The sequence below is a fragment of the Variovorax sp. P1_H12_2 genome (assembly GCF_056405335.1).
This window is the reverse complement of sequence record NZ_JBFUCI010000207.1, coordinates 1-10764: the sequence shown is the minus strand read 5'-3', so window position 1 is coordinate 10764 and position 10764 is coordinate 1. Positions and strand designations below refer to the sequence as shown.

At 69.1% G+C, this 10764-nt stretch carries 12 protein-coding genes; 6 read left to right on the top strand and 6 right to left on the bottom strand.

What is annotated here, in order from left to right; all coding sequences use genetic code 11:
- The first annotated feature begins 36 nt into the window (after positions 1 to 36).
- The 3 genes from AC1D2K_RS20045 (at position 37) to trmB (ending at position 2964) form a co-directional block, all read left to right on the top strand.
- Positions 37 to 1107, top strand: coding sequence for an NAD(P)/FAD-dependent oxidoreductase (locus AC1D2K_RS20045; RefSeq protein WP_478090584.1), 1071 nt, complete (start codon positions 37 to 39; stop codon positions 1105 to 1107).
- A gap of 193 nt (positions 1108 to 1300) precedes the next feature.
- A complete protein-coding gene (gluQRS, locus tag AC1D2K_RS20040) occupies positions 1301 to 2215 on the top strand; it encodes a tRNA glutamyl-Q(34) synthetase GluQRS (RefSeq protein WP_478090583.1) in 915 nt (304 codons plus the stop codon).
- Positions 2173 to 2964 (top strand): tRNA (guanosine(46)-N7)-methyltransferase TrmB, encoded by a 792-nt coding sequence (gene trmB / locus AC1D2K_RS20035; RefSeq protein WP_478090582.1) that lies wholly within the window; start codon positions 2173 to 2175, stop codon positions 2962 to 2964. The genes gluQRS and trmB overlap by 43 nt, the downstream gene beginning before the upstream one ends.
- A 207-nt stretch (positions 2965 to 3171) precedes the next feature.
- On the opposite strand, the gene AC1D2K_RS20030 is transcribed toward trmB, so the two are convergent.
- Positions 3172 to 3609, bottom strand: coding sequence for a hypothetical protein (locus AC1D2K_RS20030; protein WP_478090581.1), 438 nt, complete (start codon positions 3607 to 3609; stop codon positions 3172 to 3174).
- 226 nt (positions 3610 to 3835) lie between these two features.
- On the opposite strand from AC1D2K_RS20030, the gene AC1D2K_RS20025 reads away from it, so the two are divergent.
- The 3 genes from AC1D2K_RS20025 to AC1D2K_RS20015 all read left to right on the top strand — a co-directional run bounded on the left by AC1D2K_RS20025 (position 3836) and on the right by AC1D2K_RS20015 (position 6597).
- Positions 3836 to 5005, top strand: coding sequence for an ABC transporter substrate-binding protein (locus AC1D2K_RS20025; protein ID WP_478090580.1), 1170 nt, complete (start codon positions 3836 to 3838; stop codon positions 5003 to 5005).
- A 207-nt stretch (positions 5006 to 5212) separates the two neighbouring features.
- Positions 5213 to 5806, top strand: a complete 594-nt coding sequence (locus AC1D2K_RS20020) for an HD domain-containing protein (RefSeq protein ID WP_478090579.1) — start codon at positions 5213 to 5215, stop codon at positions 5804 to 5806.
- Between the two features lie 23 nt (positions 5807 to 5829).
- Positions 5830 to 6597, top strand: a complete 768-nt coding sequence (locus AC1D2K_RS20015) for a class II aldolase/adducin family protein (RefSeq protein ID WP_478090578.1) — start codon at positions 5830 to 5832, stop codon at positions 6595 to 6597.
- Here the strand turns inward: AC1D2K_RS20015 and AC1D2K_RS20010 are convergent.
- From AC1D2K_RS20010 to AC1D2K_RS19990, 5 genes are all read right to left on the bottom strand, one after another.
- A complete protein-coding gene (locus AC1D2K_RS20010; protein WP_478090577.1) occupies positions 6565 to 7866 on the bottom strand; it encodes an MFS transporter in 1302 nt (433 codons plus the stop codon). The genes AC1D2K_RS20015 and AC1D2K_RS20010 overlap by 33 nt on opposite strands.
- Before the next feature lie 176 nt (positions 7867 to 8042).
- Positions 8043 to 9011: a PDR/VanB family oxidoreductase gene (locus AC1D2K_RS20005; protein WP_478090576.1), complete on the bottom strand. Its 969-nt coding sequence runs from the start codon at positions 9009 to 9011 to the stop codon at positions 8043 to 8045.
- Between the two features lie 100 nt (positions 9012 to 9111).
- Positions 9112 to 10134, bottom strand: a complete 1023-nt coding sequence (locus AC1D2K_RS20000; protein WP_478090575.1) for a Rieske 2Fe-2S domain-containing protein — start codon at positions 10132 to 10134, stop codon at positions 9112 to 9114.
- Positions 10135 to 10157: 23 nt separating this feature from the next.
- Positions 10158 to 10376, bottom strand: a complete 219-nt coding sequence (locus AC1D2K_RS19995) for a recombinase-like helix-turn-helix domain-containing protein (RefSeq protein ID WP_478090574.1) — start codon at positions 10374 to 10376, stop codon at positions 10158 to 10160.
- 84 nt (positions 10377 to 10460) lie between these two features.
- Positions 10461 to 10764, bottom strand: a 304-nt coding sequence (locus tag AC1D2K_RS19990) for a Bug family tripartite tricarboxylate transporter substrate binding protein (protein ID WP_478090573.1), incomplete at its 5' end; no start/stop codon positions are given.

The window sequence follows — 10764 nt, the reverse complement described above, 5'->3', positions numbered from 1 at the left end:
GAGTCACATGGCCCGCCACCCGACAAAGAGACTGCCATGACCATCCGACCCGCCGCCGACCGCCACCGATCCACCGCCACTCGCCACTACGCCGTCGTCGGCGCGGGCATCGCCGGCGTGGCTTGTGCCCGCACGCTGGTGCAGGCCGGTCACCAGGTGACCGTGTTCGAACGTGAAGCCACCGCCGGCGGCCGCATGGCCAGCGAGGCCACGCCCTTCGGCCGCTTCGACAGCGGCGCGCAGTACTTCACCGTGCGCGACCCGCGTTTCGCGCGCGTGCTGGAAACCACCCCGAAGATCTGCAAGCCCTGGAGCGCCAACCTGGTGCGCGTGCTCGACGCCCATGGCCGCGTCGCCGAGGCCGCCCGGCCCTCCCGCGAGCCCCATTTCGTGGCCCAGCCCGGCATGGACGCCCTGGTCGCCCATTGGGCGGCGCCGCTGGGCGACGCGCTGCTGACGCGCACCCAGGTGACGCAGATCGAGCGCGATGCGCTGGACGCCAAGCGCTGGCAGTTGCGCACCGCCGGCGTCGACGATTCGCAGCGTGTCTATTCGGGCTTCGATGCCGTGCTGATGGCGGTGCCGCCGGCGCGCACGCGCGCCCTGCTCGGCGACGGCCGGCTGTCCGCCGAATTGAGCCGCCGGATCGAGCCGGTTCGCATCGCGCCCTGCTGGACACTGATGATCGCCTTCCCTCAGGCCAACCAGCCCACGCTGTCGCACCTCGGCCCCCAATGGAACGCCGCCCGCAGCACGCACCATCGGGTGGCCTGGCTCGCGCGCGAGTCGTCGAAGCCCGGCCGCGATCCGATCGAGCGCTGGACGCTGCAGGCCAGCGCCGCCTGGTCGCACGAGCACCTGCGCGACGACGCCGCGCGCGTCAGGGCCAAGCTGTTGCGCGCCTTCGCCGAGATCACCGGCATCCGGGCCGAGCCTGCGCATGCCGAGGCCCGCTGCTGGGCCGAGGCGCAGACTCAGGTGCCGGCAGGCAAGCCGCACCTGTGGGACGCCAAGGCTCGCCTCGGCGTCGCCGGCGACTGGTGCACCGGGCACCGGGTCGAGGACGCCTTCCTCTCGGGCCTGACGCTGGCGCTCAAAGCCGCTTGAAATGAAACACCCCCGAAGCGCCTGCGGCGCTGCCCCCTCAAGGGGGCGATACCAGCGGCCCGGCGAAGCCGGTTCCGCGGTATCCCTGGCATCGGGCTGCGCCGGTTTCATGCGTCGTGGGTCGCTGCTCCCCCGAGGAGGGCGCAGCCGCCTTGGGCGGCCCGGCGGTGTCTGAACTGCCTGTCGCGGGGTCATGACCCGAATCGGCCGTTTCGCGCCTTCTCCGACCGGGCCGCTGCATGCCGGCTCGCTGGTCGCGGCGCTCGCGAGCTGGCTCGACGTCCGCGCCCGCGGTCCCCAGGCGCGCTGGCTGGTGCGCATCGAGGATGCCGACACCGAGCGCTGCCTTCCGGGCATGGGCGAACGGATCCTCGCGCAACTGGCCGCCTGCGGCCTGGTCCCGGACGCGCCGCCGGCCTGGCAGACCCGGCGCACCCCGCTCTACGCGAGCGCCCTCGACGACCTCAAGGCGGCGGGCTGGGCCTACCCCTGCAGTTGCACCCGCAAGGACATCGAACGGGCGCTGGCGGCGCGCGGCATGGCGCATGCGCGCCACGGCGAGCGCGTCTACCCCGGCACCTGCCGCGAGGGCCTGCACGGCAAGCCGGCGCGCGCCTGGCGCTTCGCCGCTGTGAAGTTCGAGGCCGCCCAGAGGTCCGGACAGCTGCAGTGGGACGACCGCCGGCTCGGCCGTCAACAGCAGGCCGTCGGCCGCGAGGTCGGCGACTTCGTGCTCCGGCGCGCCGACGGCCCGTGGGCCTACCAACTGGCGGTGGTGGTCGACGACGCCGACCAGGGCGTGACCGACGTGGTGCGCGGAGAGGACCTGGCGGACAACACGGCACGCCAGATCCTGCTGCAGCGGGCGCTCGGACTGCCGACGCCGAGCTACCTGCACACGCCGCTGGTGCTGGGCGCCGACGGCGACAAGCTGTCCAAGCAGAACGGTGCGGCAGCGCTCGCGCTGGCCACCCCCGTCGACGCGCTGGCCGCGCTGCAGGCCGCGGCGCAGGTGCTTGGTCTCGGGCCGACCGGCGCTGCCACCGCGGGCGAAGCGCTCGCGCAATGGGTGGCCCATTGGCGCGATCTCTACAATCCGCCGCCGTGACCCCAAGCTCTACCACCGACCTCCCCCACGACCCGCCGGCCGATCCGCCCGCGGGCGACAAACCCACCGGCGAGGCGCATCCGCTGCATCGCCGCCTGAAGAGCTTCGTCAAGCGCGGCGGTCGCACCACCGACGGCCAGGCGCGCGCCTACGAGCAGTTCGGACCGCAGTTCCTGCTGCCCTACCGCGCCGAGCCGCTCGATTTCGACGCCGCCTTCGGCCGCCAGGCGCCGACCGTGCTCGAGATCGGCTTCGGCATGGGCGAGGCGACCGCGCACATCGCGGCGCTGATGCCCGAGAAGAACTTCCTGTGCTGCGAAGTGCACGAGCCCGGCGTCGGCGCGCTGCTCAAGCGCATCGGCGAACAGCAGCTGCAGAACATCCGCATCTGCGCCCACGATGCGGTCGACGTCCTCGATCACATGCTGCCGCCGGGTTCGCTGGCGGGCGTGCACGTGTTCTTTCCGGACCCGTGGCACAAGACCCGGCACAACAAGCGCCGCCTGATCCAGCCGCCCTTCGTGCGCAAGCTGGCCGACCGGCTGGCGCCCGGCGGCTACCTGCACTGCGCCACCGACTGGCAGCCCTACGCCGAGCAGATGCTCGAGGTGCTGTCGGCCGAGCCGATGTTGCGCAACAGCGCCGCGGGCTATGCGCCCAAGCCGGACTACCGGCCGCTGACCAAGTTCGAGAACCGCGGCCTCAAGCTGGGCCACGGGGTGTGGGACGTGGTGTTCCTACGCACCTGACTGGCCCCCACGCTCCCCCACTTCGTGTGGGTCGCTGCCCCCCGAGGGGGCCGCAGGCCGCCTTGGGGCGGCCCGGCGCCGGCCTGGATGGCCCCCACGCTCCCCCACTTCGTGTGGGTCGCTGCCCCCCGAGGGGGAGTCAGCAGGCCGCCCGTCAGCGCGAAGCGCGGACTTCGCCGCGCTGGCGGCCCGGCGTCGGCCTGGCGCTCAATGCGCCAGCGTGGGCAGGTCGTCGGCTTGTCCCGGCGCGCGCCTCTGCGCCTGCGGCAGGTTCTGCTGGGCCGCCATGACGAGCGCCGCCCGCAAGGCCGTGCGGCTGGCGATCTTGGTATGCGTGATCAGTGCCTGCCACTCGCGCTCGAGTTCGTGATCGATCCGGTCGCCGCAGCGGTTCAGCAGCGCCTGGCTGACGTCGACCAGAGCCGCGGCCGAGCTCAGGCAGATGTTGGCCGCGGTCTGGGCGGCGCTGGCGCTGAATCGCTGCGCCTCGGTCTGCGCAGCGGTCCGCAGAGCCTCCAGCGGCAGGTTGGCGGTCGGGCCCAGGTAGACGGGGCCTTCGAGTTCGCTGTCGGCGTGGGCGAGCACCTTCTCGATGGCGACCAGCGCGCTTTCCAACAAGGCGATTTCGGTTGACGTGTGCTTCATTTCATCCAGCAGGGACTATTCCGGGTCAGCCAGGATTTGACAGCGGAAGCCGCTTTTACGCTGTGCAAAATGCCACAACCCATATACAAAAGTTAACAAATCTGGTCGCAGCCCAGCGACGTCGGGCCCCTCATTGCCACGACCTCGGCGCGTAACGTGACTTAGTACCTTCGTCTGAGGCATCGAAATCGCTACATTTTTTGTTAGTTGTAGCGAAAGGCTTCCGATGACTCTCACTCGCAGGACCTGGATGGCGAAGACCGGCGCAGCGCTGCTGCTGGGCGGCAGCGGACTGGCCGCCACCCGGCCCGGCCACGCCCAAGGGGTGGCACGCGCCCCCGCGGCGCGCACCGTGATCCTCGGTCAATCGGTGCCCCTGACCGGCGCGGCCAGCGAGATCGGGCTGGCTTTCGCGGCCGGCTGCCGGCTTTACGCGACCGAGTTCAACGAGAGCAGCGCCGCCAGCGGTCTCCAGCTGAAGCTGGTGCAGTTGGACGACGGCTACGACGCCGGCCGCGCCGCCGCCAATGCGCGCACCCTCCTGGGCACGAACAAGGCAGACATGCTGTTCGGCTTCGTCGGCACCGCCAGCAGCGAAGCCGGGGCGGCGGTCGCGGCGCAACAGGGCAGCGTGCTGTTCGCCCCCTTCGCCGCGGCGGACAACCTGCGCGGCGCCGCCTACCCCAACGTGTTCCACGTCCGGCCCAGCATGGCGGACGAGGCCTTCAAGATCGTGCGCCAGTGCGCCACGGTCGGGCAAAACCGCATCGCACTGATCGGCGACGACGATGCGATGGGCCGCGCCGGCCTGGCGTCGGTGCAGCAGGCGATGTCCGAACTCAAGCTGGCGCCGCTGGTGGCGACCGCGCTGGTGCCGCCGGCGAGCGACAAGGTGGATGCGGCGCTCGCGGCGGTGCAGAAGCAGTCGCCGCAGGCCATCGTGCTGGTGTCGCTGTCGGCCACGACGGCCGACGTGATCCGCCGGCTGCGCAAGAGCGGCTATGCCGGCAGCTTCACCGCATTCTCGATCGTCGGCATCGATCCGCTCTACGCGGAGCTCGGCAAGGACATCGGCGGCATCGTGATCTCGCAGGTCGTGCCCTCGCCGCGCCCGTCGGCGATCCCGATCGTCAAGGAGTATCTCGCCGCGGTCGAGAACTCGGACCAGACCCCCTCGTACGAAGGCCTCGAGGGCTTCATCGCCACCAAGGCCGCCGCCGAGGCGGTGCGCCGGGCCGGCAAGGGCTTCACGCCCGCCGCGCTGCAGCGCGTGATGACCGGCATGTCGGACTACGACGTCGGCGGTTTCCGCATCAACCTGCGCCCGGGCCTGCGAGACCCRGGGCGCGCCATCGACCTGATCAGCATCACGAAGGAAGGGCGGGTGCTGCGCTGAGCGGGGTTGCCCCTAGCTCGTGCTTCCCAAGCGCCATCGCGCCGCGGCGCAGGTGGATCAACTCAGCCGCCGTGAGCAGGCTGGGGCATTCGGCGCGGATTCGGGTTCGGGTTCGGGGGTTTACCAGAGCGCCCCATTGTCTTGTTTTTGACAGTTGAGCGCCCACGCGAGGTCTACAGTGGGCCGCCAATCCCACGGAGACCACCGATGAATGCAAGAGCGACCTTCGTCCGCATGCAGGACAGCACCCAGCAGGACTGGCAACTGATCGGCAGCGAATTCATGCAGTTCGCACAGGGCCTGCCCGAGCGCGTGATCAAGCACCTGCAGATCCTCGAAGGCGACTACGGCGGTTTTCCGATCGACCGCTACAGCCATTCGCTGCAGACCGCGACGCGCGCGCTGCGCGACGGCCGCGACGAGGAGTACGTGATGTGCGCATTGCTGCACGACATCGGCGACACGCTCGGCACGATGAACCATCCGGACATCGCGGCGGCGATCCTCAAGCCCTTCGTGAGCGACGAGAACCACTGGATGGTGGCGCACCACGGCATCTTCCAGGGGCACTATTTCTTCCATCACATCGGGCTGGACCGCGACCTGCGCGAGAACTTCCGCAGCCATCCGTGCTTCGATCGCACGGCCGAGTTCTGCGAGCTCTACGACAACCCGGCCTTCGACCCGAAGGCCGAGACCTTGCCGATCGGCGAATTCGAGCCGATGCTCAGGCGCCTGATGGCGCAGCCGCGGCAGAGCATCTACAAGGCCGCGAAGCAGCCCGCGCCGACCACCGCCTGAATCCCTTTTTCCAGGAGAACCCCATGAACGCCACCGCGCCCAGCGACATCCAGAAACTCGTCAGCCCCGAAGAATGGCAGTTGCGCGTCGACCTCGCGGCCTGCTACCGCCTGGTCGCACTCTACGGCTGGAGCGACCTCGTCTTCACGCACATCAGCGCCCGCGTGCCCGGCCCGGAACACCATTTCCTGATCAACCCGTACGGCCTGATGTTCGACGAGATCACGGCCTCGAGCCTGATCAAGGTCGACCAGGACTGCAACAAGGTGATCGACTCGCCCTACCCGGTGAACCCGGCCGGCTTCGTGATCCACAGCGCGGTCCATGCGGCGCGCGAAGACGTGCAGTGCGTGCTGCACACCCACACGCGCGCCGGCATCGCGGTCAGCGCGCAAAAGAACGGCGTGCTGCCGATCAGCCAGCAGTCGACCTTCGTGCTGGCCTCGCTGGCCTATCACGACTACGAAGGCGTGGCCTTCCGCGACGACGAGAAGCCGCGGCTGCAGGCCGACATGGGTCGCGCCAACTTCCTGATGCTGCGCAACCACGGCCTGCTGACCGTCGGCAAGACCGTGGCCGACGCCTTCCTCAGCATGTACACCTTCGAAAACACCTGCCAGATCCAGATCGCGGCGCAGTCCGGCGGCGGCGAGCTCACGCAGGTCGATCCGCGCATCGTCGACGGCGTGGGCCAGGCGATGAAGGTGCAGACCGGCGGCCTCGGCGGGGCCTTCGTCTGGCCCTCGCTGATCCGCAAGCTAGACCGCGTCGACGGCAGCTACAGGGACTGAGCCCATTAGCCTGCGCTCGCGCCACCACAGCACAAAGCCGCAGGCGAACACCACCAGCTGGGTCCCGATCAAGAGCGCGAAGCCGGCGAAGAAACCATGCGCCGCGCCGCCCGAAGCGCCGGGGCCGGCCGACACCGCGCTGATCACGCCGCCCATCAGCGCCGGCATGAAGCCCGCGACCAGGCTGCCGGTGCCGTTGACGACGCCGAAGGCGCTGGCCACATGCTCGGGCCGGGCGCAGTACTGCACGGTGCTCGGAATCGCCGGGCTCTGCAGGCCCCAGCAGAAATTGGCCGCAATCAGGCAGTAGGCCGCCGCGTAGGGGTCGTGCACGTTGATCGCCATCAGCACCGACAGCGCCACGCCCGCGCTCGCGGCCATGAAGATGAAGGGCACGCGCTGGCGCTCGATCCTGTCGATGAGGATGCCGCCCAGCAGCACCGCGAGCACCGTGGCGTACTGCGGCAGCGAGGCGAGCCAGCCCATCTCCTTGAGCGAGAAGCCGCGCACCTCCTTGAGGTAGGCCGGCAGCCAGTTGCTGCTGCCCCAGAGGTAGGCCAGCGTGGCCGAGGTCAGCACCGTGATCAGCACCAGGTAGCGCGTGTGCAATGCGCCCTTGACGATCTCGCCGACCCGGCCCATGGCGTCGCCGAAGGACTTGGGCTTCGCCAGACCGGCATAGGCCGCGGGCATCTTCACGAAGGCGAGCACCAGCGGGATGCCCAGCACGATGTTCAGCACCCCGAGCGCATGGAAGGACATCTGCCAGTCGAAGCTGACCAGCAGAAAGCCGATCAACGGATAGCCGAGCGCCAGTCCGAGGCCGGTGCCCATGTTGACGAAGGAGTTCGGCTTGCCGTTCTCGTGGCTCTCGAAATGCGCCTTGATGTAGGACGAAGCCAGCGAGAACAGCGGCCCTTCGGACACGCCGAGCAGAATCCGCGACGCCAGCAGCATGCCGTAGCCGTTGAACCACGGCGTGATGAAGGTGACCACGCCCCACAGCACCAGCCCGAGGATCAGGCTCCTGCGGACCCCGAACAGCGCCGCGCAGAACGGCGTCAGCACGAAAGCCGAGACGCCGTAGCCGACCATGAAGGCCGTGGCCAGCAGGCCCTGGCTGACGCGGTCGCCTGGTGCGATGCCGATGTGGTGCAGGAACGAGGCATCGGTGATCAGCACCGCGATGTTGATCCGGTCGACATAGGAGATGGCGACGATCACGAACAGCGTGATGACGCCGTACCAACGGAATGCTCTGGGGTGCATGGCTCTGTGTTCCTGTGGGGGGTAAAGGGGGGCACGGCCCCCGCCGCCGGGGCTAGACGACGTCGAACATGGTCACGCTCGATGGCGCGCGGGCCCAGGATGTGGCTGCGTATGCGGCCATGGCCCCAAGAGCTCTCTTCATGTCTTCCGCTCCCCGTCGATGAGTCTTCCTGACCTCAGATGTCGAGCACCAGCGGGCCGCGCTTGCAGCCCGAGACGCAGATCATCATGGTCTTGTTCGATGCCCGTTCCAGCTTGGTCAGGATGCCGTCGTGGTGGTCGATCTCGCCGTCGAGCACCTTGGTTTCGCAGGCGCCGCAGACGCCTTCCTTGCAGCTGTGGTCAGGGTTCAGGCCGGCGTCGATCAGGCTGTCCAGGATCGACTTGCCGGGCGGCACCTCGACCGTCTTGCCGCTCTTCGCGCACTCGACCATGTAGCTCTGGGTCGTGCTCGGCGCTTCGACGTGCAAGGCCGCGAAGCGTTCGATGTGGGCGTTCGGGTAGCCCAGCTGCTCGCAGGTCTTCTCGAAGCCGTCGAGCATCGGCGTCGGGCCGCAGCAGTAGTAGTGGCTGTCGTTTCCCTTGCCGCCGAGCAGCGCCGCGAGATCGGGCGGGCCGCCCTGCTCTTCGTCGAAATGCCAGGTCAGCGGGATCGACTTCTCGGCCGCCAGGGCCGCAATGGCCTCGCAGAAGGCGGACTCCTTGCGCGAGCGCGCGCAATAGATCAGCTCGACCGGCTGGCCGATGGCCGCGAGCCGCTGGAGCATGCACCAGATCGGCGTCACGCCGATGCCGCCCGCCACCAGTACCGAGCGGCCGGCGCTCTCTTCGAGCTTGAAGTTGTTGCGTGGGTGCGAGATCGGCAGCGTCATGCCGACGCGCAGCTGCTGGTGCACGTAGCGCGACCCGCCGCGGCTCTTGCGGTCGTTCAGCACGCCGACGACGTAGCGCTGGCGGTCGCTGGCCGGGTTGCACAGCGAGTAGCTGCGCACCAGCCCGTTGGGCAGGTGCAGGTCGATGTGGGAGCCGGCCTCGAAGGCGGGGAAGTCCACCGCCGGCGTGGCCGGGCGGAACTCGACGCTCACGATGCCGTCCGCTTCGTAGCGCATCGTGTGCACCAGGGCGTTCAGCGTGGGGGAAGACATGGCGGAACCTCGAAGAAAGGTTGTCAGTAGGCGGTGCGCAGGTCGACGTCGAGCCGCGCGAAGGCGATGCGCCGCAGCGCCGTGGCGGCCGGCGCGGTCATCAGGCGGACGTGCCTTCGAGCTGCTGCTGTGCCAGCCCGCGCATGTGGCGGCGCAGGCGCACGATGCCGAGGTCGTGCTGATAGAGCTGCTCGTGCTGGTTGGCGTCGGGCTCCATGTTCTCGATCAGCACGCGATCCTGTTCGAGCACGTGCCAGTGGCGCGCCTCGAGCCGGTTCTTGTAGAGGAAGCGCCAGGTGTCGCGCTCCCAGCCCACCGGCAGCTTGCGCACGCGCCAATGGAAGGCGCACGACAGCGTCGGCGAGATCGGCGTGTAGCTGCCGATGATGATGAAGTTGCCGCCCGGCCCGCCGGTCTTGGGGTACGGGATCTCGAGGCGCATCCAGTGCAGGCCGGTGTCGGCCCACTCGGTCCAGTCGAAGTTGACGTTGCGCTGGCCTTCCTTCTCGAACACGAAGCCGGTGTCGGTCGCGCGGATGCCGAACTTGGCGGTCGAGTCGCCTTCGGCCATCGAGTGCGACTGCTTGTGGAGGTAGGTGCCGTGCATCGGGTCCATCACGTTGTCCAGCACGTAGCGGTAGTCGCCCTTCCACTCGGCGTAGCAGAGGAAGCTGGAGTACTGCGCGTCGTCGGTCAGCTGTTCGGGCAGCACCAGCGGCGGCGGCGTCTCGACCGACTCCTTCGAGTTGTAGAGCCAGACGGCGCCGGCACGCTCCTCGACGTGGAAGAAGCGCGTGGACTGCGATCCCTCGAGCTTGCAGCCGGGGCTGCCCGGCACGCGAACGGCGACGCCGTCGCAGCGCACCTCGACCCCGTGGTAAGGGCAGGAAAGCCGGTCGCCCAGGATCACGCCCTGCGACAGCGGCGCGCCGCGGTGCGGGCAGCGGTCTTCCAGCGCGTGCAGCTTGCCGCCATGGTCGCGCCAGAACGCGAACTTGCGGCCCAGGCGGCGCAGCGAGACGGGCGATTCCTTGATGAAGCCCGAGGGGCAGATCGGATACCAGAGATCCTTCAGGCCGATCTCGAGCAGTTGATCGACCGGTTCAGCGTGGGGGGTGGTCATGATGGGTCCTTTCGAATGGGTGCTCAGGCGCCGAGCGTCGCCATCTCTTCGCGGTAGATGGCCTCGGTCCAGGCCTTGCCGCTGGGGCTGGCCAGGCCGCTGTCGTTGAGCCGCTCGACCAGGCCGGCGAGGTCATGGACGCCGGCCGCGAAGGCGCGCTCGATCGCATCGCCGAGCAGGTCCTCGTAGGTGGTGGGGGTGCGCTCGCGCGCCTGGTGGGGATCGAGATAACGGTCGGTCATGGTTCGCTCCATCGGTAGAAGAATGTGGTTCAAAAGTGGGCGCCGGAAGTCGATGCGGTGGTGGCCATGGGATCCCTCTCAGGCTTACTCGGCCACGATGTTCCGGGCCTTGATGATCTTTGCCCAGACCGCGGTCTCGTCGCGGATCGCGGCGGCGAATTCGGCCGGCTTCATCGATGCGTCGGTCATGCCCTGGGCCTTGAGGCGCTCGCGCACATCGGGTGCGGCGAGGATCTCGGCGGCGTCCCTGGCGAGCTGGTCGGCGACCGCGGGCGGCGTTCCGGCCGGTGCCAGCAGGCCGTACCAGGAGGTCACGTTCACGCCCTGGATGCCCTGCTCGGCGAGCGTCGGGATCTCGGGCGCGACCGGGCTGCGCTTGGCCTCGGTC

Excerpts from the sequence above, each read along its gene's own strand:
- trmB (WP_478090582.1), top strand. The coding sequence starts at position 2,173 with ATGGGTGGCCCATTGGCGCGATCTCTACAATCCGCCGCCGTGACCCCA.
- AC1D2K_RS20015 (WP_478090578.1), top strand. The coding sequence starts at position 5,830 with ATGAACGCCACCGCGCCCAGCGACATCCAGAAACTCGTCAGCCCCGAA.
- AC1D2K_RS19995 (WP_478090574.1), bottom strand. The coding sequence starts at position 10,376 with ATGACCGACCGTTATCTCGATCCCCACCAGGCGCGCGAGCGCACCCCC.
- AC1D2K_RS20030 (WP_478090581.1), bottom strand. The coding sequence starts at position 3,609 with ATGAAGCACACGTCAACCGAAATCGCCTTGTTGGAAAGCGCGCTGGTC.
- AC1D2K_RS20020 (WP_478090579.1), top strand. The coding sequence starts at position 5,213 with ATGAATGCAAGAGCGACCTTCGTCCGCATGCAGGACAGCACCCAGCAG.
- AC1D2K_RS20000 (WP_478090575.1), bottom strand. The coding sequence starts at position 10,134 with ATGACCACCCCCCACGCTGAACCGGTCGATCAACTGCTCGAGATCGGC.
- gluQRS (WP_478090583.1), top strand. The coding sequence starts at position 1,301 with ATGACCCGAATCGGCCGTTTCGCGCCTTCTCCGACCGGGCCGCTGCAT.
- AC1D2K_RS20005 (WP_478090576.1), bottom strand. The coding sequence starts at position 9,011 with ATGTCTTCCCCCACGCTGAACGCCCTGGTGCACACGATGCGCTACGAA.
- AC1D2K_RS20045 (WP_478090584.1), top strand. The coding sequence starts at position 37 with ATGACCATCCGACCCGCCGCCGACCGCCACCGATCCACCGCCACTCGC.
- AC1D2K_RS20010 (WP_478090577.1), bottom strand. The coding sequence starts at position 7,866 with ATGCACCCCAGAGCATTCCGTTGGTACGGCGTCATCACGCTGTTCGTG.